The following is an 18,548-nucleotide window of genomic DNA, read 5'->3' as shown; positions in this document are numbered from 1 at the left end:
GGCTAAAAGATCCGGGGCTCCGCCCCGCACCCCGCTCCTCAAACGCCGGAGGGGCTGGATATGGCCCCTGCCGCCCGCCGCCTCCAGCCTCGCCGGCGTTTGAGGCGCGGGGGCTCGGGGGCAGCGCCCCCGCAACGGCGCCGCACCGGGCACATCCAGCCCCGCCGGCGTTTGAGGCGCGGGGGTCCGGGGGCCGGCCCCCGGAAGCGGCGCCGCGCCCGGCTACTCCTCTCGGATCGGGATGCGGCCGTTGACCGCGCCGGCGGCGGGGGCCGAGGGGTCCGCCGAACCGGCGGAGCCGGCGCCGTTCTGGGACATCGACGACAGCAGCTGCCGCGCCAGTCCCAGCCCCGTGCCGCCCATCGTCAGCGCCTTCGCGAACATCTCCGACATGCCCTCCGCCCCGTTCAGGAGGACCATGTGCTCCACGTTTCCGAACGCGCCCGCGCCCGCCTCCACGATCGCCGGCCAGTTCTCGGCCAGCTGCTGCGCGACCACCGCCTCCTGGTTCTCCGCGAGGGCCGCCGCCCGGGCCTTGATCGCTTCCGCCTCCGCGAGACCCTTCGCCTTCGCCGACGCGGCCGCCGCCAGGCCCTTGGCCTGTGTCGCCGCCGCCTCCGCCTCGCCCGTCGCCCGGGTGGCGGTCGCCGCCGCCAGGCCCCGGGCCTCCGTGGCCTTGGCGTCGGCCGCAGCCGCCGTCGTCACCCGCGTCGCCTCGGCGGCGGCCGCCAGCTCCGTCTCCTTCGCCTTGGCCTGCGCCGCCGAGATGCGGGCGTCGCGCTCCGCCTCCGCCCGGGTCCGGGTCTCGTAGGCCGCCGCGTCCGCCGGCTTGCGTACGTCCGCCTGGAGCTGCTGCTCGCGCCGGTGCGCCTCCAGCTCCGCGACCCGGGTCTCCTGGACCACGACCTCCTGGCGGGCAGCGGCCTCGGAGAGCGGGCCCGCCTGGCGGGCGGTCGCGGCCGCCTTGTCCCGTTCCGCCTGGTAGCCGGCCTGGAGGATCTCGCTGTCGCGCGTGGCCTCCGCCATCCGCGCCGACGCGGCCTGCTCGGCCTCCGTCGCCAGCCGGTTGGCCTCCGCCTGCGCGATCCGCGCGTCCCGCTGCACGGCGGCCGCGTGCGGCATCGCCAGGTTCTTGATGTAGCCGGTCGGGTCCTCGATCTCGTGGATCTGGAGCGAGTCGACGATCAGGCCGAGCTTCTCCATCTCCGTACCGCACGCCATCCGGGTCTGCCCGGTCAGCTTCTCCCGGTCGCGGATCATGTCCTCGACCGTCAACCCGCCCACGATCGACCGCAGATGGCCGGCGAAGACGATGTGCACCCGCTCGGGCATCATCTTCTGCTGGTCCAGGAAGCGGCGCGCCGCGTTGGCGATGGAGACGAGGTCGTCGCCGACCTTGAAGATCACCACGCCCTTGACCCGCAGCGGGATGCCCTGGTGGGTGACGCAGTCCACCGACAGCTGGGTCTCGTTGAGGTCCAGGGACAGTTTCCGCACCGCCTGCACGCCCGGCAGTACGAGCGTTCCGCGCCCGGTGACGATCCGGAACCCCATGCCCTCGCCGATGCCCTCGGTCTTGTGCGCGGAGCCGGAGATGACGAGTGCCTCATTGGGCTCGGCCACCCGCCACATGAGCTTGAACAGGCCGATCAAAACCACGATTGCGGCGAGAACGATTCCCGCCACGACGCCGATAGCCACCGGCAACGCCCCCTTATCGCGGTGCCGTTCGACACCGGTGAGGGCGAGTGTGCGCCGTACCGTTCCTTCAGAGAAGTGGCCGGATCATTCTTGTCGCCATCTTGATACGGACGCCCCGGCGGGCGGCCCGGCGGGCGGCCTCAGTTGTCGTAGGCGGCCATCACGTACACCGTGCGCGGCGGCAGGTACTCGACCACCGTCACCACCGTCCCGACGGCCAGCCGCCCGGTCCCCGCGACGGGGTGCGCGAGGAAGTGCTCGGCCCCGCCCCGGATCCGGACGATGACCTCGCCCACCAGCCCCGGCCCGACCGTCCCGGTCACCCGGCCGGTCATTCCCACCATCTCCGTGTCGTCCCCCATGGCCCGAGCGTACGCGGCTGCCCGGGGGTTCGGGGGTGTCCGTTCAGGCCTGGTCCGCCACGGCGGACGCGAGGGCTTCGCGGGACGTGGCCGGCGCGGGAGCGGCGGGCCGGCGCAGGATGGTCAGCCACAGGGCCGCCGCCATGGCGAGGACCGCCGTGAGCGAAGCGAGGGTGTAGGCGAGGCAGACGCGGGTGGAGACCTCGCCGGGCAGCAGGGTCACCGCGATCAGGACCCCGGTGGCCACGGTCCAGCCGAGCAGTTGCATGCGGTGCTTGTGCAGGACCAGCAGGGCCTGGCCGAGCACCATGGCCAGCATGTAGAAGAGCGTGCCGGCGGAGATCCAGAAGAACACGCCTCGGCCGAGCCCTTCCTCGGCCTTGAAGAGCGCCTGGATGAGCCACGGGCCGAGCAGGGTCGCCGGGATGCCCCCGGCCAGGCCGAGCGCGGTGACGACCAGGGAGGTCCGGCCGAGCAGTCGGGAGAAGCCCGCCCGGTCGCCGGCGGCGGCCGCGGCGGACAGTCCGGAGAGCAGCGAGGCCTGGAGGGATCCGAAGACGAAGAGCGGTACGCGGGCCAGCACGATCGCGTTCAGCAGACCGGCGACGAGCGCGCCCTCCGCGGGCGCCAGGAGCTTGGTGCTGACCACGGCGGCGTTGACGACGACCTGGGAGAGCAGGGTGGAGACGAGGAGCGGACCGAGGCCGCCGAGCAGCGAGCTCCAGCGGTCGAGCGGTCCCTTGCCGAGCCCGCGGACGACGGGTCCGGCGGTGACCAGGGCGGCGACGAGCGGCGCCACCGTGAGGATCAGCGCGAAGGCCAGCGGGGAGCGGACGCCGGCGAGGGCGAAGCCCACGGCGAGGCCGATGCGCAGGACGCCGTCGATGCCCAGCTGCCAGCCGAACGGTCCGAAGCGGCCGAGGCCGGCCAGGACCCCGCGGCAGATGTTGCTGAGGGCCATCGCGGCGAAGGCCAGGCCGAGCGCGCCGACCATCTCGCGGTGGCCGTAGAAGAAGGTGTCGGCGAGGACCGGGGTCGCCAGCGCCAGCCCGGCCGCCAGCAGGACGATCATGCCGAAGGTGAGTCCGGCGATCTGGCGCAGGATGCCGGAGACGCCCGTGCCGGAGACGCGGTGTGCGGCGACGATCCGGGTGAGTTCCTGCTCGACCGGGAAGAACAGGCCGATGCCCACGGACATGAGGATCGTCCACAGCACCGAGAGGGCGGCCATGCCGTCGGTGTCGAGGCTGTGCCCCGCCGCCATCAGGTGGACGTACGAGGCGGCCCCGAGGACGACCGTGCCGCTGATCACCAGGGTGGTGCCCGGCGGCAGGCTGCCGGCGATCCTGGCCAGCGGCGACCGCTTCACGGGCGCGGTCGCCGCGGCGTCCGGTGTGTTCACGACTGCTGCGCGGCCTTCACCTTGAGCGGCTCCCACCAGGCACGGTTCTCGCGGTACCAGGCGATCGTCGAGGCCAGGCCCTCTTCGAAGGTGACCTGCGGCGCGTAGCCGAGCTCCTCGCTGATCTTGGTGATGTCGAGGGAGTAGCGCAGGTCGTGGCCCTTGCGGTCCTCGACCGGCTCGACCATGTCCCAGCCGGCGCCGGCGGCGTCCAGCAGCAGGCCGGTGAGCTCCTTGTTGGTGAGCTCGACGCCGCCGCCGATGTTGTAGACGTGGCCGGCGCGGCCCTTGTGCAGCGCCAGCTCGATGCCGCGGCAGTGGTCCGAGACGTGCAGCCAGTCGCGGATGTTGCCGCCCGTGCCGTAGAGCGGGACCTTCTTGCCGTCGATCAGGTTGGTGGTGAAGAGCGGGATGACCTTCTCGGGGAACTGGTACGGCCCGTAGTTGTTGGAGCAGCGCGTCACCACGACGTCCATGCCGTGGGTGCGGTGGTAGGCCAGCGCCAGCAGGTCGGAGCCGGCCTTGGAGGAGGAGTACGGGGAGTTCGGCGCGAGCGGCCACTCCTCCGTCCAGGAGCCCTCGCTGATCGAGCCGTACACCTCGTCGGTCGAGACGTGGACGAAGCGGCCGACGCCGTGCTTGCGCGCGGAGTCCAGCAGCACCTGGGTGCCGACCACGTTGGTCATCACGAAGGGGCCCGCGCCGGCGATGGAGCGGTCCACGTGGGACTCGGCGGCGAAGTGCACCACCGCGTCGTGACCGGGCATGACCTGGTCGACGGCGTCCACGTCGCAGATGTCGCCGCGGACGAAGACGTAGCCCGGGTGACCTGCGACGGGGGCGAGGTTTTCCTCGACTCCCGAGTAGGTCAGCTTGTCGAAGACCGTGATCTTGGCGGCAGGATTCGCCGACAGGAGGGAACGGACGAATTGCGAGCCGATGAAACCGGCGCCACCGGTCACGAGAATGCGCATAGTGTTTTCACTCTACTGGGCCATACGGGTGGGCAGCCTTCGGCACCCCGCGGGGGGACCCGGCCGCCGGCCCGCCGCAGCTCGTCGGTTAACGGCCCCGAAGGGGCGCAACGTAAAGTGGCGCGCATGCGTGGAATCCTCCTTGCGGGCGGCACCGGCTCCCGTCTCTGGCCCCTGACCCGAGCCGTGTCGAAGCAACTACTCCCCGTCTTCGACAAGCCCATGATCTATTACCCGCTTTCCACGCTGGTCATGGCGGGAATCCGCGAGATCCTGATCATCACGACCCCGCAGGACCAGGAGCAGTTCCAGCGCCTCCTCGGGGACGGCTCGCAGTGCGGCCTGGACCTCCGGTACGCGGTCCAGGAGCGCCCCGAGGGCATAGCCCAGGCGTTCGTCCTCGGCGCCGACTTCATAGGCGACGAGCCGGTCGCGCTGATCCTCGGCGACAACATCTTCCATGGCAGCGGCCTCGGCACGCGCCTGGCCGAGCGCACCGACCCCAAGGGCGGCATGGTGTTCGCCTACCCGGTCGCCGATCCGACCGCGTACGGCGTGGTGGAGTTCGACGCGGACGGCCGGGCCCTCTCCATCGAGGAGAAGCCCGAGAAGCCGAAGTCCCGGTACGCGGTGCCCGGCCTGTACTTCTACGACAACCGCGTCGTGGAGATCGCCCGCACGATCACCCCGAGCGCACGCGGCGAGCTGGAGATCACCGCCGTCAACGACGCCTACCTCCGGGACGGCGCCCTGCAGGTCACCACCCTGGACCGCGGTACCGCCTGGCTGGACACCGGGACCTTCGTGTCCATGGTCCAGGCGTCGGAGTTCGTGCGCGTCATCGAAGAACGCCAGGGCTCCAAGATCGGCTGCGTCGAGGAGGCGGCCTGGCGGGCCGGCTTCATCTCCGACGACCGGATGCGCGAGCTGGCCCAGCCCCTGCTGAAGAGCGGCTACGGCGACTACCTGCTGGCTCTGCTCGACGAGGAAAGCGGACGATGAACCGCCGCGCGCTCTCCGCCGTCTTGTGGGGTGTCCACTGCCCCGACATCCCGCCCGGCCAGGCCAACGACCCCTTCCCGTCTTCCTCGAAAGCCCCGGTGCTGCCCTCATGACCACTCTCGACATCATGCTGCCCTACTACGGCAACGTGGCCCTGATGCAGGCCGCGGTGCGGAGCGTGCTGGCCCAGAGCGACCCGAACTGGCGGCTCACGGTGGTGGACGACGGCAAGGAGCCGTCCGTCCCCGGCTGGTTCGCTGAGATCGACGACCCGCGCGTGTCGTACCAGCGCAACGAGCGGAACCTCGGCGTCACCGGCAACTACCGCAAGTGCCTGGGGCTGGTCCGCGAAGAGCACTTCGTCATGATGGGCACCGACGACATCATGCTGCCCGAATACGTGGCCACGGTGCGCCGCGTGCTCAAGGACCACCCGGGCGTGGGCATGATCCAGCCCGGCGTCCAGGTCATCGACGGCGACGGCAATCCCACCGAGGGACTCGTCGACCAGTCCAAGCGGCGGCTGTACAAGCCCCGGTTCCAGGGTGAGCTGCTGATGTCCGGCGAGCCGCTCGCCACGAACCTGCTGCGCGGGAACTGGCTGTTCTTCCCGTCCATATGCTGGCGCACCGCGGCGGTCCGCAAGGCGGGTTTCCGGGACAACCTGGAGGTCACGCAGGACCTCGCCCTCCTCATCGACATGATCCAGGACGGCGAGCGCATGCTGGTGTCGGACACCATCTGCTTCCAGTACCGCCGGCACGCCGTCAGCATCTCCTCCCAGCAGGCCTTCACCGGTGCCCGTTTCGAAGAGGCCAACCGCTTCTTCATGGAGGTCGCGGACCGGCTGGACGGCCAGGGCTGGACGAAGGCCGCCAAGGCCTCCCGGCTGCACCTGTCCTCCCGGATCCACGCGCTGACCATGCTGCCCGGGGCGCTGAAGAACAAGCAGAGCGAGGGCGCCCGCACCCTGCTGCGGCACGTCACCGGCGCCGACCACCGCTAGCGGCGCCGCCGACCGCCACCACACTCCCGACCGTCCGGAGCCCATCCCCATGTCCCTCGCCAGTCCGTCCCTGCCCCGCATAGCCGTCCTCGGAGCCACCGGCTTCATCGGCCGAACGCTGTGCGCCACGCTCGACGAGCGCGGCCACGGCCTGCTCGCCATCGCCCGCAAGGAGCCGGCGGTCATGCTGCCCGGCGCCTTCGCCTCCTTCGACCTCACCGTCGACCCGCCGGCCGAGCTGGCGGCGCTCCTCACCGAGCACCGGATCGACGTCGTCGTCAACGCGGCCGGCGGCAGTTGGGGCCTGACCGACGAGCAGATGGTCCCGGCCAACCTCGGCATGGTCACCCGCCTGCTGGAGGCGTTCGAGGCCATGGCGGCGCCGCCGCGGCTGGTGCAGATCGGCTCCGTGCACGAGTACGGCCTCTTCCCGATCGGCGAGACCTACACCGAGGGCTCCCCCGCGCGCCCGTCGACGCTCTACGGGCAGCTGAAGCTCCAGGCCACCGAGCTGATCGCCGCGGCCGTCCGCGACCGGCGCCTGGACGCCGTCGTGCTGCGCCTGGGCAACGTCGTCGGCGCGGGCCAGCCCGCGCACAGCCTGCTCGGTGTCATGGCGGGCAAGCTCGCCGAGGGCGATGCCGCCGGCGGCGCGGAGCTGTCGCTGATGCCGCTCACCGCCCGGCGCGAGTTCCTGCACCTGCGGGACGGCGTCGACGCGATCGTGGCCGCCCTCGCCCCGGCGGGCCCCTGCCCGCCGGTCCTCAACCTCGGGCTCGGCCGGGCGACCTCGGCCCGCGAGCTGGTCGAGCTGCTGATCGAGGAGAGCGGCGTACCGACCACGGTCACGGAGGTGCCCGCCCCGGACGGCGGCAAGCCGGAAACCGAGTGGCACCAGCTCGACATGACCGCGACCGAGCGGGCGCTGGACTGGAAGCCGGCCCGGAGCCTGCGCGACGCGGTCGCCGAGCTGTGGGCCGCCGCTTGCCCGGTCCGCGTCTGAGCGGCACCTCCGGGCGCCCGGACACGGTTCCGGGCGGGGAGGCCGGCGGCCGGGATCGCCTTACCGCGTGATCAGGAGTGGCCCAGGTCCTCGGACTGGAGGTCCGCCGGGGGGACCGAGCCGGTGTCGGGCGCCGGGCGGAGGAGGAACTCGTCCGAGGCCATGGAGTCGAGGACGGGCGGCGCCGGCCGCAGCGGCTTCGGCATGACCGCCGCCTCCGAGTGGCCCCCGCACCCGTACGACAGGGAGACCAGCCGGCCGTCGGCGGGGCCGAACTCGTTCGCGCAGACGCCGAACGCCTGACCCAGCGACCCGCCGATCTTGACCAGGAAGCCGCACGACAGGCACGACGCCGGCGCGGCCTGCGCCATCGGGGTCTTCGAACCGAAGGAATCGTCCCAGCGGTCGGCCGCGCTGTGCAGCCCGTAGCGCGAAAGCACCCGCCTGCGCCGCATGCCCAGTTCCTCGGCGACCGAGGTGATGGAGCCGCGCGCCGGCACGACCACGCGGTCGGTGACGTCGGCGTCCTCCGCCTCGACCAGTTCGGCCATCTCCTCGGAGACCACCGAGTTCGGCGGCGGCGCGTCCTCGTCCGACCAGCCCGGCTCAAGGCGAAGGTCGTCGGCGTCGGTGGGCAGCAGGTCGCCGGGGCCCATGTCGCCGGGGCGCAGCCGCTCGCTCCACGGCACCCACTCGGGGGCCAGGAGGGCGTCCTCGCCGGGCAGCAGCACCGTTTCGTCGAGGGTGACGTTCTTCGCGCGGGAGGCGCGGGTCACGGTGACGGCCCAGCGCCAGCCCCGGTAGCCCGGTTCCTTGGACTCGAAGAAGTGGGTGACGACCCGGTCGCCCTCCGCCACGGCGGAGACGTGCGCGCCCACCACACCGGGGAAGGCGGCCTCCTCGGCCGCCGCGCGGGCGAGCTCTACCGCCTCGACGCACAGGCGGTCGGGGGCGGGGGTACGCGGGGTACGGCTTCGCGTCGTCGCAGCACTCACTGGTCTCGTTCTCTCCTACGCCGTCTCACGAGTGCGCCGTCCGTACTGTCGTCCACAACGACCCGGCGGTGCTGTCCGTACGAAGCGCGGGCGGAGCGGACCAGAGGGCCGCGTCGACGTCCGCACCCGATCGGACTCCGGGCGCACCTACTGCCATCCATTCTGCGGGATCGCGGAGAGGCGCGCGGCCAAGAGCAACCGCCGGTGGCGCGCTACGCACGCTACCTCCTCCGACGCCTTGGGCCCACATGCAAGGTCCGATTCGCGGACAAGCGGGCGGGCCGCGACGCGCCGGAAGGGGTCCGGGAGGGCCCGGTGGGGCACTATGGCGAGTGTGGCACCCGTACGGTCGTCCGCCGACGGCTCGGGACCGGCCAGGCGGGCCGGCCGGGCCCTGGGGCGTGCCCTGCACCTGCCCTTCACCGGCACGGCGCGCGGGATCCGGCGCGCCACGCACGCGCACGGGGCCGGTGAGTCGGGTCTCGGCAAGCTGATCGAGCTGCACGCCATCAACGGCGCCGGCGATGTGATGATCACGGTGGCGCTGGCCTCGACGGTGTTCTTCTCCGTCCCCACGGACGAGGCGCGCGGCCGGGTGGCGCTGTACCTGGCGATCACGATGGCGCCCTTCGTCCTGCTGGCCCCGGTGATCGGGCCGCTGCTGGACCGGATGCCGCACGGGCGGCGCGCGGCGATGGCGGCCGCGATGCTGACCCGGGCGCTGCTGGCGCTGCTGATGTCGGGCGCGGTGGCCACGGGCGGTCTTGAACTGTATCCGGCGGCGCTGGGCGTGCTGGTCGCCTCGAAGGCGTACGGGGTCGTGCGCAGCGCGGTGGTGCCGCGGTTGCTGCCGCCGAAGTTCTCACTCGTCAAGGCGAACTCCCGGGTCACGCTGGCCGGCCTGCTGGCCACGGGCGCGGCGGCGCCGGTGGGGGCGGGACTGCACGCGATCGGCCCGCCGTGGCCGCTGTACGGGGCCTGCGCGATCTTCATCTGGGGGACCTTCGCGGCGTTCTCGCTGCCGCACAAGGTGGACGAGGCGAAGGGCGAGCGGCGGGCCCGGCTGTCGACGCACGAGGCGCACTCGCGGCGGCCGGGGCTGCGTACGGTGACGCCGTCGGTGCTGTGCGGGCTGCTGGCGAACGCCTCGATGCGCGGGCTGTCCGGGTTCCTGATCTTCTTCCTGGCGTTCCTGCTGCGGGAGCATCCCCTGTCGGGGCAGAGCGCGGCCGTGTCGCTGGGCATCGTGGCGGTCTCGGCGGGCGTGGGGAACGCGTGCGGGACGGCGGTGGGGGCGTGGCTGCGGGCGCGGGCGCCGGAGGGGATCATCGCGGCGGTGCTGTGCCTGACGCTGACGGCGGCGGTGCTCGCGGCGCTCTTCTTCAGCGGGGTGCTGATGGCGGTGCTGGGTGCCACGGCGGGCTTCTGCCAGGCCCTCGCCAAGCTGTCGCTGGACGCGATGATCCAGCGGGACATCCCGGAGGCGGTCCGGACGTCGGCGTTCGCCCGTTCGGAGACGCTGCTGCAGGTGGCGTGGGTGCTGGGGGGTGCGATCGGCATCGCGCTGCCGCTGAACGGGGTGCTGGGCATGTCGGTGGCCGCGGCCATGGTCGCGCTCGGCACCACGATGGCCGTCCGCGGCCTCCTCCTGGCCCCGCGCCACCACCACCAGGGCACGAGTTCGCGGCCGCGGGTGGCATAGCCGAGCCCCTCCGGGGGACGGCCGTGCGGCGCCGCTGCTGGGGCTCCGCCCCAGACCCCGCGCCTCAAACGCCGGCGAGGCTGGATTTGCCCCCGCCGTCACGCCGGTGCGGGCCTCTGAGCCTCCGGCAGGATGCGCCCTGCGGGACAGACGGCCGCAGCCACATCCAGCCCCGCCGGCGATTGAGGCGCCGCCGGAGGCAAAACCAGCCTCGCCGGCGTTTGAGGCGCGGGGCTCGGGGGCGGAGCCCCCCGCAGCGGCGGCGCACTCGAATGCGCGGGGCATCGGCGCGGTCGGCGGCGCACCCGGACCCCATGCAGCGGCGCAGCCCAGGGGCCCGATAGCCTTCGGCTCATGACCGCACCGCTTTTCTCGGGTAGGGCCCGCCGCAGCGTCGCGGCCCTCGGAGCCGTGTCCGCCGGGCTCCTCCTCCTCTCCGCCTGCGACAAGCCGACACCGCTGGCGACCGTGACGGTCGGCACCTCCTCGGTGTCCGCCGAAGCCGCCTGCCACGACGGCAAGGAGCCGCTCTCCATGGACAAGGTCCAGGAGTGCCTCACCGACCTCAAGGACGCCAAGACCGTCGAGTACGCCCGCGGCGACACCCTGCGCCTCGGGGTCGAGCCCGAGGTCGTCGAGGACGGCAAGAAGTGGCAGGCGGTCCTGGACGGCCAGCCCATCACCGAGCCGTCCGAGAACACCTACCGCAGCTTCCCCGGCGCCGACGTCTTCGCGACCGGCGGCCAGGGCGAGGCCCCCGCCTCCAAGAAGCTGGCCTTCGTCCAGGTCGCCGAGGACGGCAAGCCGCTCTCCGTCTGGACCTTCAACCTCAAGCTCAAGTAACCGGACGGCACCGGTGCGCGCGCTCGTCGTGACCGCGGTGGCGGCGGAGGCAGACTCCGTCGTTACCGGTCTCACCCCTCATCCGGACGCCCACGGTCCTGAGCCGCGCACCCTGCCCGGGGGTTATCGGGTCGCCCGGCGGGACCTCCCCGGCATCGCCTTCGACGTGGTCGTCGGGGGCGTCGGGCCCGCCGCCGCGGCCGCCGGGGCCGCGACCGCCCTGGCCCTGGCCCCGTACGACCTCGTCGTCTCCGCGGGCATCGGCGGCGGGTTCCAGCCCGCCGCCCCGCTCGGCTCGCTCGTCGTCGCGGACGCGATCGTCGCCGCCGACCTGGGGGCCGAGACCCCCGACGGCTTCCTCGACGTGACTGCGCTCGGCTTCGGGCACAGCGTGCACCTGCCGCCCGCCGAGCTGGCCGCCCGCGCCGCCGAGGCGACGGGTGCGCTGCTCGCGCCCGTGCTGACCGTCTCCACCGTCACCGGGACCGCCGCCCGCGCCGCCGGCCTCGCCGCCCGGCACCCGCTGGCCGGGGCCGAGGCCATGGAGGGCTTCGGGGTCGCCGAGGCGGCCGCCGCGCACGGGCTGCCCGTACTGGAGATCCGCGCCGTGTCCAACGCCGTGGGCCCGCGTGACCGTGCCGCCTGGCGGATCGGGGACGCGCTCGCCGCCCTCGCCGACGGCTTCCGCGCGCTGGGGCCCGTACTCGCGAACTGGGGAGAACGCCATGACCGGTAACGCCGTGCAAATCGCCTACTCGCCCTGCCCCAACGACACCTTCGTCTTCGACGCCTGGGCGCACGGCCGCGTCCCCGGCGCGCCCGCCCTCGACGTCACCTTCGCCGACATCGACATCACCAACGGCATGGCCGAGCGCGGCGAGCTGGACGTGCTGAAGGTGTCGTACGCGGTCCTGCCCTGGGTGTTGGAGGAGTACGCGCTCCTCCCCTGCGGCGGGGCGCTGGGGCGCGGCTGCGGTCCTCTCGTGCTCACGCGCGAGCCGGGTGTGGACCTGGCGGGCAAGACGGTCGCCGTGCCGAGCGAGCGCTCGACTGCCTACCTGCTGTTCCGGCTGTGGGCGGCGGACGTGCTGCCCGAGGGCGTCGGCAAGGTGGTCGTACTGCCGTTCAACGAGATCATGCCGGCGGTCCGCGACGGCCGGGTGGACGCCGGACTGGTCATCCACGAGGCCCGGTTCACCTATCAGGACTACGGGCTGCACTGCCTGGCCGACATGGGCGAGCACTGGGAGTCCACGACCGGGCTGCCGATCCCGCTCGGCGCGATCATCGCCAAGCGCTCGCTGGGCGAGGAGCGGCTGCGCGCGCTCGCCGAGTCCGCCCGCGCGTCGGTCCTGATGGCCTGGGAGGACCCCGAGGTCTCGCGCCCGTACGTACGCGCCCACGCGCAGGAGCTGGACCCGGCCGTAGCCGACCAGCACATCGGGCTCTACGTCAACGAGTTCACCGCGGACCTCGGCGAGGCCGGGTACGCGGCCGTCCGCGGGCTGCTGACGCGGGCCGCGGCCGAGGGGCTGGTACCGGCGATCCCGTCGGGCGCGCTGAGCTTCCCGTAGCCGTCGGACAGCTGTGCCCCGCCGCTCGTTCGAGTGGCGGGGCACAGGGTTCGCGCGGGGACCGGGGGCTCAGACGTCGAGCTGGTCGGCCACCGCGCGCAGCAGTCCGGCGATCTTCGTGCCGTGCACCTTGTCGGGGTACCGGCCGCGCTCCAGCATCGGAGTGATGTTTTCGAGCAGCGTCGTGAGGTCCTGCACGATCGAGGCGAGCTCGTCGGGCTTGCGGCGCTGCGCCGCCGCCACGGACGGCGCCGGGTCCAGGACCGTCACGGAAAGTGCCTGGTCACCGCGCTGGCCAGCGACGACACCGAACTCGACGCGCTGGCCGGGCTTGAGGGCGTCGACCCCGGCGGGGAGCACCGACGAGTGGACGAAGACGTCGCCGCCGTCGTCGCGGGAGAGGAAGCCGAAGCCCTTCTCACTGTTGAACCACTTGACCTTGCCGGTGGGCAAAGCACGCACCCCGTCTCACATACCCGGAACCGAACCAACATGTCTCAGCAGGTCAGGGTATCCATGTCCCAGAGCCGTGACCGCTTGCTAACGCAGTGAAGAGTCTCCCCTTCCAACCACTGCGTCAAGCATGGCCGAAGGGCCTCTGCCCGGATCTCGTCCATGGAGGCCACGGGCCCCGGCGGCCGCCGCGCGGGTATCGTCTCCCCGTCGCACTTCTGTCGTACCCACGCGGTGGGTCACAGCGCAAAGACCCTCCAACCGAGCGAGACCGACTATGCCGCCCTCCTCCGTGAAGCCAGCAGACGACCACATACCGCTCGTGCGGCCCGCACAGGACCCGCAGCCGCAGGCGTCCGCTCCGGCCGCGGGCAGCCGCAGGTCCGCGCCCCGCCTGTTCGCCCTGGACGGGCTGCGCCTGGTCGCCGCCCTCTGCGTCCTCTCGTTCCACTGGACGGCGAGCACGGACTCCCGGGAGACGTACGGCGGCAAGGTCCCGGACCAGTTCATGCCGGGGATCTCCTCGGTCAGTTCGTACGGCTGGCTCGGCGTGCAGCTGTTCTTCATCATCAGCGGCTTCGTGATCTGCATGAGCTGCTGGGGGCGCAGGCCGGGCGACTTCTTCGTCTCGCGGGTCATCCGGATCTATCCCGGCTACTGGGCGGCCGTCCTCCTGACGACGAGCGTGCTCGTGTTCGTGCCCCATCTGGGCCGGGCCGGCGCCCGGGAGGGCCTGGACATCAAGACCGTGCTGGCGAACCTGACCATGTTCCAGGGCCAGCTGGGGATGAGGAAGATCGACGGCGTCTACTGGACGCTCGTGGCGGAGCTGCAGTTCTACCTGCTCTTCGCGATCGTCGTGACGATGGGCCTGACCTACCGCAGGGTCGTCGCCTTCTGCGGGATCTGGGCCGCGGCCTCGCTGTTCGCCCCGGAGACGAACATCCCGCTCCTGAAGACCTTCGCGATGCCCCAGGAGGCCCCGTACTTCATCGCGGGCGTGGCCATGTTCCTGATGTACCGCTTCGGGCCGAACCTGCTGCTGTGGGGGATCGTCGGATTCACCTGGGTCGTCGCGCTCAGCCGCATCCACCAGGTCAAGGTGATCTACGACCAGGCCGCCGGGCGGCCGCTCTCCTGGGCGGTCATCGCCCTCGTCATCACCCTCTGCTACGTGGTGATCATCGCGGTGGCCCTGGGCTTCTTCGACCGGATCCAGTGGAAGTGGCTGACGGTCGCCGGGGCCCTGACCTACCCGCTCTACCTCATCCACCAGGAAGCCGGCTGGACCCTGATCCACTGGCTGCGCACCCTGGGCCTCGGGACGGGCGCGGCACTCGGCCTCTCCCTGGTCGCGGCGCTGTTCACCGCCTGGCTGATCCACCGGCTCGTGGAACGGCCGGTCAGCGGCCTCATGAAGCGCCACCTGAACAGGTCCCTCGCCACGATGCGCACGGCCTCCGACCAGCCGGCGGGGAAGTAGCCCCGCCGGCAGCGGCTCCGGCCGGTGTCCCGCCGGGAACTACCCTGGTGCGGTGACTGACACTTCTCGCGCCGACGAAGCGCGGCCCGGCGACGCACTGGTCAAGGCCGGCGGCATCGTGTTCATCGCGGGCGCCGTGGCCACGCTCGTGACGATGGCCCCGCTGTTCCTCGACATCGACCCGTTCCCGTCGTACGCGTGGGCCGTGTGCATGCTCATGGGCGTCGGCTTCGCGATCTCGGCGGCGGGCGTGCTGCGGTCGGCCGCGGCCCAGCGCAGGGCCGCCCGGGCCTCGCAGGCGGCCTGAGCCGGGGGCGGACTGAGCCGCAGGCGGCCTGAGCCGGGGGTGCGGCCCGCGCCACACGGGCGGGCCGGACCGCGGGCGGGCCGGGCGGGTGCCCGGGCCTCAGGCCGGCTGGGCCGCCACGTACGCCGCGAGCCACTGCGGCAGTTCGGTGAGGTCCGCGAGCACCACGTCGGCGCCCGCCTCCCGCAGTTCCGGCTCGGGGCACGGACCCGTCGGCACCACCACCGACAGCGCGCCCGCCTTGCGGGCCCCGCGGATGTCGCCGACGTGGTCGCCGACGTAGACCTGGGCCCCGTACTCGCGCAGTGCGCCGGCCTTGGCCTCCGCCCAGAGCCAGCCGATGACCGCGTCCGGCTCGATGCCCAGGTGCTCCAGGTGCAGGCGCGCGTTGGGCTCGTGCTTGGCGGTGACGACGATCGCGCGGCCGCCGAGCGCCCGGACGGCCTCGACCGCCTCGCGCGCGCCCGGCATCGCGGGGGTCGGCTCGATGGCGTATGTGGGATAGATCTCCCGGTAGCGGTCCGCCACGGCCGGGATCTCGGCCTCCGGGAACCAGTACGCGAGCTCCTCGTCCAGCGGCGGCCCGAGCCGCGTGATCGCCGCGTCGGCGTCGATGAACGTACCCGTTTCGGCCGACAGGGCCTGGTAGGCGGCCTTGATGCCCGGCCGGGAATCGATGAGGGTCATGTCGAGGTCGAAGCCGACGGTGAGGTTCATACCGGCCATTGTGCCGAGGCGGGCGGCCCGGCGGACCGCCGGTCGGGCCAACGGCAGGGGAACGTACACTTAGGGTCGCCTTACCAGATCATGAAATAGGTGACATGTCTGCCCCCGTTCCCCGACGCGCCCTGACGACCCGTCGTATCGGGTGGACGGCAGCGGCCTTCGCCGCGCTGATATGCGCGGTCGTCCTCTCCCTCGCCGTGGGCGCCCGCCCCGTCCCGCCCGCCACCGTGTGGGACGCCCTGGTCCACGGGGCGAGCGGCCCGGACGCCGAGGTGGTGCGCACCCTGCGCGTCCCGCGCACCCTGATCGCCGTGATGGTCGGCGCGGCCCTGGCCCTCGCAGGCACCGCGCTCCAGGGCATCACCCGCAATCCGATCGCCGACCCCGGCATCCTGGGCATCAGCCAGGGTGCCGGGGTCGCGGTCGTCTGCGGCATCGCCTTCGCGGGGGTGCACACGCTGAGCGGCTACGTGTGGTTCGCCTTCGCGGGGGCGGCCGCCGCCTCGGTCGCCGTCTACGCGATCGCCTCGCGCGGGCGCGGCGGCGCGACCCCGGTGAAGCTGGCGCTGGGCGGGGCCGCGATCAACGCGCTGCTGGTGTCGGTGACCACGGGGGTGCTGACGACGAAGGCCTCGGCCCTCGACGAGTTCCGCTTCTGGCAGGTCGGCTCGGTGGCCGGGCGCGACGCCCAGGTCGTCCACCAGATCTGGCCGTTCCTGCTGGTGGGCGCCGTACTGGTGGTCTCGGTGGCGCGCGGGCTCGACGCGCTGGCGCTCGGCGAGGACGTGGCCAGGGGGCTCGGGCAGAACGTGGCGGCCGTACGGATCGTCGGCGGCCTCGGGGCCACCGTGCTGACCGGCGCCGGGGTCGCGGCCGCCGGGCCGATCGCCTTCATCGGGCTGGCCGTCCCGCACATCGCGCGGGCCCTCGTGGGCGGCGGCCACCGCTGGGCGCTGCCGATGGCCGCGCTGATCGGGCCGGTGATGCTGCTCGTCGCGGATGTGCTCGGGCGTGTCGTGGTGCCGCCGGGCGAGGTGCCGGCCGGGGTGATGACGGCGCTCATCGGGGTGCCGTTCCTGGTCACCCTCGTACGCCGCAAGGCGGTGGCGGCATGAGCGCGGTCCCGTACGGCTACACCCTGGTCCGGGCCGGGCGCGGGTCCTTCCTGCTGCACCGCCGGGCGGCGGCCGTGGCGCTGGGCCTCTGCGTCCTGCTGGCCGCCGTCTGCGTCGTGTACCTGTCGGTCGGGGAGTCCTTCGTGGCGCCGGGCGAGGTCGTCAAGGTGCTGCTCGGGCAGCCCTCCCCGGACGAACTGGTCGTCGGCACCCTGCGGCTGCCCCGGATGACGGTCGGTCTGCTCGTCGGCCTGGCCTTCGGGATCGCGGGCGCGCTGATCCAGACCGTGGCCCGCAACCCGCTGGCCTCCCCCGACATCATCGGCATCAGCCAGGGCGCGAGCGCGGTCACGGTGGCGGCGCTGACCTTCGGCCTGACCTCGTACGCGGTGCTCCCCTACCTCTCGGTGCTCGGCGGTGTCATCGCGGCCGTCCTCGTCTACGTCTTCGCGTGGCGGGGCGGTCTGCACGCGACCCGCTTCGTCCTCATCGGCATCGGCTTCGCCATCGCCCTGCGGTCGGTGACGACCCTGCTGATGACCAAGGGCGACTACCTCGTCGCCCAGCAGGCGCAGATCTGGATGACGGGCTCGCTGAACGGCCGCGGCTGGGACGTCGGGGCCCCGCTGGCGTGGGTGCTCCTGGCGCTGCTGCCGGGCGTGCTGTGGGCGGCGCGCGCGCAGCGCTCCGTCTCCCTCGACGACGACACGGCCACGGCGCTCGGGGTGCGGCTGGGCCGGGTCCGGCTCGGGCTGATCGCGCTGGGCGTGGTGCTCGCCTCGGTGGCGACGGGCGCGGCCGGCCCGGTGGACTTCGTGGCGCTGCTCGCGCCGCAGATCGCGCGGCGCATGACGCGGACCGCGCAGATCCCGCTGCTGTGCTCGGCGTTGGCGGGCGCGGTGATCGTCGTCCTCGGCGACCTCCTCGCCCGCCGTCTGTTCTCCCCGACCGAGCTTCCGGTGGGCGTGCTGACCGCCGCCGTCGGGGCCCCGTACCTGATCTGGCTGATCGTCCGCAGCCGTACTGGAGGCAAGTAGATGTCCCGTCTCTCCACTCACGGGCTGACGCTCGCGTACGAGGACCGCGTGGTGGTGGAGGACCTGGACCTCGCCGTGCCCGACGGGAAGGTGACGGTGATCGTCGGCCCGAACGCGTGCGGGAAGTCGACGACGCTACGGGCCCTCGGCCGGCTGCTCCGCCCCCGCTCGGGCGCGGTCCTGCTGGACGGCGCGGCCCTGTCCTCCCTCCCCACCCGGAAGATCGCCCAGACGATCGGGCTGCTCCCGCAGTCCCCGGTGGCCCCGGAGGCGATCACGGTCGCGGACCTGGTGGCACGGGGGCGGCAGCCGCACCAGCACTGGTGGCAGCAGTGGTCGGAGGCGGACGAGCGGGCGGTGTCGGAGGCGATGTCCCGCACGTCGGTGGCGGAGTTGGCCGACCGGCCCGTCGACGCCCTGTCGGGCGGGCAGCGCCAGCGCGTCTGGATCGCGATGGCCCTCGCCCAGGACACGGACCTGCTCCTCCTGGACGAGCCGACCACCTTCCTGGACATCGCCCACCAGGTGGAGGTCCTGGACCTGGTCCGGCGGCTCAACCGCGACCGGGGCCGCACGGTGGTGGCGGTCCTGCACGACCTGAACCAGGCCGCCCGCTACGCCGACCACCTCGTGGCGATGAAGGCGGGCCGCGTGGTCGCGGAGGGCCCGCCGTCATCGGTGGTCACCGCAGACCTGGTCCGCGAGGTCTTCGGCCTCGACTCGATCGTCATCCCGGACCCGGTGACGGGCTCCCCCCTGGTCGTCCCGGGCGCCCCGTGGGACGCACCGGCCGGGATCTGAGGCGCGGGGGCGGGGCCCGAGGGGGTGAAAGTCCCGCACGCGCGTGGATCCGTACAGGTCCC

The 18,548-nt window shown here is 72.8% G+C and carries 19 protein-coding genes; 12 read left to right on the top strand and 7 right to left on the bottom strand.

Annotation, left to right across the window (positions count from 1 at the left end; genetic code table 11):
- Positions 1-222: 222 nt before the first annotated feature.
- From ACFWBN_RS26515 to rfbB, 4 genes are all read right to left on the bottom strand, one after another.
- Positions 223-1,707 carry a flotillin family protein gene (locus ACFWBN_RS26515; RefSeq protein WP_385179723.1) on the bottom strand — a complete coding sequence of 495 codons (1,485 nt, stop codon included), beginning with the start codon at positions 1,705-1,707 and terminating at the stop codon, positions 223-225.
- A gap of 134 nt (positions 1,708-1,841) precedes the next feature.
- Complete coding sequence (locus tag ACFWBN_RS26510; RefSeq protein ID WP_385179719.1) at positions 1,842-2,063, bottom strand: hypothetical protein; 222 nt, start codon at positions 2,061-2,063, stop codon at positions 1,842-1,844.
- A gap of 43 nt (positions 2,064-2,106) precedes the next feature.
- On the bottom strand, positions 2,107-3,465 hold the full coding sequence (locus ACFWBN_RS26505; protein WP_385179716.1) for a lipopolysaccharide biosynthesis protein: 1,359 nt from the start codon (positions 3,463-3,465) through the stop codon (positions 2,107-2,109).
- Entirely contained in the window at positions 3,462-4,439 is a 978-nt protein-coding gene (gene rfbB, locus ACFWBN_RS26500; protein ID WP_385179713.1) for a dTDP-glucose 4,6-dehydratase, read from the bottom strand. The genes ACFWBN_RS26505 and rfbB overlap by 4 nt, the downstream gene beginning before the upstream one ends.
- A 126-nt stretch (positions 4,440-4,565) precedes the next feature.
- Here rfbB and rfbA point away from each other — a divergent pair, with 126 nt between their 5' ends.
- The 3 genes from rfbA to ACFWBN_RS26485 all read left to right on the top strand — a co-directional run bounded on the left by rfbA (position 4,566) and on the right by ACFWBN_RS26485 (position 7,450).
- Positions 4,566-5,441, top strand: a complete 876-nt coding sequence (gene rfbA, locus ACFWBN_RS26495; RefSeq protein ID WP_385179710.1) for a glucose-1-phosphate thymidylyltransferase RfbA — start codon at positions 4,566-4,568, stop codon at positions 5,439-5,441.
- Between the two features lie 109 nt (positions 5,442-5,550).
- Entirely contained in the window at positions 5,551-6,447 is an 897-nt protein-coding gene (locus tag ACFWBN_RS26490) for a glycosyltransferase family 2 protein (protein WP_385179707.1), read from the top strand.
- A gap of 49 nt (positions 6,448-6,496) precedes the next feature.
- Complete coding sequence (locus ACFWBN_RS26485) at positions 6,497-7,450, top strand: NAD-dependent epimerase/dehydratase family protein (protein ID WP_385179703.1); 954 nt, start codon at positions 6,497-6,499, stop codon at positions 7,448-7,450.
- Between the two features lie 71 nt (positions 7,451-7,521).
- On the opposite strand, the gene ACFWBN_RS26480 is transcribed toward ACFWBN_RS26485, so the two are convergent.
- Positions 7,522-8,445, bottom strand: coding sequence for a DUF3027 domain-containing protein (locus ACFWBN_RS26480; RefSeq protein ID WP_385179700.1), 924 nt, complete (start codon positions 8,443-8,445; stop codon positions 7,522-7,524).
- Between the two features lie 325 nt (positions 8,446-8,770).
- Here ACFWBN_RS26480 and ACFWBN_RS26475 point away from each other — a divergent pair, with 325 nt between their 5' ends.
- From ACFWBN_RS26475 to ACFWBN_RS26460, 4 genes are all read left to right on the top strand, one after another.
- Positions 8,771-10,147, top strand: a complete 1,377-nt coding sequence (locus ACFWBN_RS26475; protein WP_385179697.1) for an MFS transporter — start codon at positions 8,771-8,773, stop codon at positions 10,145-10,147.
- Between the two features lie 354 nt (positions 10,148-10,501).
- Positions 10,502-10,990: a DUF2771 domain-containing protein gene (locus tag ACFWBN_RS26470; RefSeq protein WP_385179694.1), complete on the top strand. Its 489-nt coding sequence runs from the start codon at positions 10,502-10,504 to the stop codon at positions 10,988-10,990.
- A gap of 13 nt (positions 10,991-11,003) precedes the next feature.
- Entirely contained in the window at positions 11,004-11,726 is a 723-nt protein-coding gene (locus ACFWBN_RS26465) for a futalosine hydrolase (RefSeq protein ID WP_385179691.1), read from the top strand.
- Positions 11,716-12,564, top strand: a complete 849-nt coding sequence (locus ACFWBN_RS26460; protein WP_385179688.1) for a 1,4-dihydroxy-6-naphthoate synthase — start codon at positions 11,716-11,718, stop codon at positions 12,562-12,564. The genes ACFWBN_RS26465 and ACFWBN_RS26460 overlap by 11 nt, the downstream gene beginning before the upstream one ends.
- Before the next feature lie 69 nt (positions 12,565-12,633).
- Here ACFWBN_RS26460 and ACFWBN_RS26455 read toward each other — a convergent pair whose 3' ends face one another.
- Positions 12,634-13,017 carry a cold-shock protein gene (locus tag ACFWBN_RS26455; protein WP_030012939.1) on the bottom strand — a complete coding sequence of 128 codons (384 nt, stop codon included), beginning with the start codon at positions 13,015-13,017 and terminating at the stop codon, positions 12,634-12,636.
- A 292-nt stretch (positions 13,018-13,309) separates the two neighbouring features.
- Between ACFWBN_RS26455 and ACFWBN_RS26450 the strand changes: the two genes are divergently transcribed.
- Both ACFWBN_RS26450 and ACFWBN_RS26445 read left to right on the top strand, forming a co-directional pair.
- The gene (locus tag ACFWBN_RS26450; RefSeq protein WP_385179684.1) at positions 13,310-14,500 is read left to right on the top strand and encodes an acyltransferase family protein; all 1,191 of its coding nucleotides are present in this window, start codon (positions 13,310-13,312) and stop codon (positions 14,498-14,500) included.
- A 52-nt stretch (positions 14,501-14,552) separates the two neighbouring features.
- Positions 14,553-14,807 carry a hypothetical protein gene (locus tag ACFWBN_RS26445; RefSeq protein WP_385179682.1) on the top strand — a complete coding sequence of 85 codons (255 nt, stop codon included), beginning with the start codon at positions 14,553-14,555 and terminating at the stop codon, positions 14,805-14,807.
- Positions 14,808-14,906: 99 nt separating this feature from the next.
- On the opposite strand, the gene ACFWBN_RS26440 is transcribed toward ACFWBN_RS26445, so the two are convergent.
- Complete coding sequence (locus tag ACFWBN_RS26440; RefSeq protein ID WP_385179679.1) at positions 14,907-15,533, bottom strand: HAD family hydrolase; 627 nt, start codon at positions 15,531-15,533, stop codon at positions 14,907-14,909.
- A 95-nt stretch (positions 15,534-15,628) separates the two neighbouring features.
- On the opposite strand from ACFWBN_RS26440, the gene ACFWBN_RS26435 reads away from it, so the two are divergent.
- The 3 genes from ACFWBN_RS26435 to ACFWBN_RS26425 are packed head-to-tail and all read left to right on the top strand — an operon-like array spanning position 15,629 to position 18,486.
- The gene (locus ACFWBN_RS26435; protein WP_385179676.1) at positions 15,629-16,648 is read left to right on the top strand and encodes a FecCD family ABC transporter permease; all 1,020 of its coding nucleotides are present in this window, start codon (positions 15,629-15,631) and stop codon (positions 16,646-16,648) included.
- Positions 16,645-17,685 carry a FecCD family ABC transporter permease gene (locus ACFWBN_RS26430; RefSeq protein ID WP_385179673.1) on the top strand — a complete coding sequence of 347 codons (1,041 nt, stop codon included), beginning with the start codon at positions 16,645-16,647 and terminating at the stop codon, positions 17,683-17,685. Before ACFWBN_RS26435 ends, ACFWBN_RS26430 begins: the two co-directional genes overlap by 4 nt.
- The gene (locus tag ACFWBN_RS26425) at positions 17,686-18,486 is read left to right on the top strand and encodes an ABC transporter ATP-binding protein (RefSeq protein WP_385179671.1); all 801 of its coding nucleotides are present in this window, start codon (positions 17,686-17,688) and stop codon (positions 18,484-18,486) included. It begins immediately after the preceding gene.
- Positions 18,487-18,548 lie beyond the last annotated feature (62 nt).

It is taken from the genome of Streptomyces sp. NPDC059989, assembly GCF_042736975.1.
Classification (GTDB): domain Bacteria; phylum Actinomycetota; class Actinomycetes; order Streptomycetales; family Streptomycetaceae; genus Streptomyces.
The sequence above is the reverse complement of the archived record's forward strand: the minus strand, read 5'-3'. Positions and strand labels throughout refer to the sequence as shown.

Bases quoted from the DNA above. Each gene is read 5' to 3' on its own strand.
- ACFWBN_RS26510 (WP_385179719.1), bottom strand. From the start codon at position 2,063: ATGGGGGACGACACGGAGATGGTGGGAATGACCGGCCGGGTGACCGGG.
- rfbB (WP_385179713.1), bottom strand. From the start codon at position 4,439: ATGCGCATTCTCGTGACCGGTGGCGCCGGTTTCATCGGCTCGCAATTC.
- rfbA (WP_385179710.1), top strand. From the start codon at position 4,566: ATGCGTGGAATCCTCCTTGCGGGCGGCACCGGCTCCCGTCTCTGGCCC.
- ACFWBN_RS26490 (WP_385179707.1), top strand. From the start codon at position 5,551: ATGACCACTCTCGACATCATGCTGCCCTACTACGGCAACGTGGCCCTG.
- ACFWBN_RS26485 (WP_385179703.1), top strand. From the start codon at position 6,497: ATGTCCCTCGCCAGTCCGTCCCTGCCCCGCATAGCCGTCCTCGGAGCC.
- ACFWBN_RS26475 (WP_385179697.1), top strand. From the start codon at position 8,771: ATGGCGAGTGTGGCACCCGTACGGTCGTCCGCCGACGGCTCGGGACCG.
- ACFWBN_RS26470 (WP_385179694.1), top strand. From the start codon at position 10,502: ATGACCGCACCGCTTTTCTCGGGTAGGGCCCGCCGCAGCGTCGCGGCC.
- ACFWBN_RS26460 (WP_385179688.1), top strand. From the start codon at position 11,716: ATGACCGGTAACGCCGTGCAAATCGCCTACTCGCCCTGCCCCAACGAC.
- ACFWBN_RS26440 (WP_385179679.1), bottom strand. From the start codon at position 15,533: ATGGCCGGTATGAACCTCACCGTCGGCTTCGACCTCGACATGACCCTC.
- ACFWBN_RS26435 (WP_385179676.1), top strand. From the start codon at position 15,629: ATGTCTGCCCCCGTTCCCCGACGCGCCCTGACGACCCGTCGTATCGGG.
- ACFWBN_RS26430 (WP_385179673.1), top strand. From the start codon at position 16,645: ATGAGCGCGGTCCCGTACGGCTACACCCTGGTCCGGGCCGGGCGCGGG.
- ACFWBN_RS26425 (WP_385179671.1), top strand. From the start codon at position 17,686: ATGTCCCGTCTCTCCACTCACGGGCTGACGCTCGCGTACGAGGACCGC.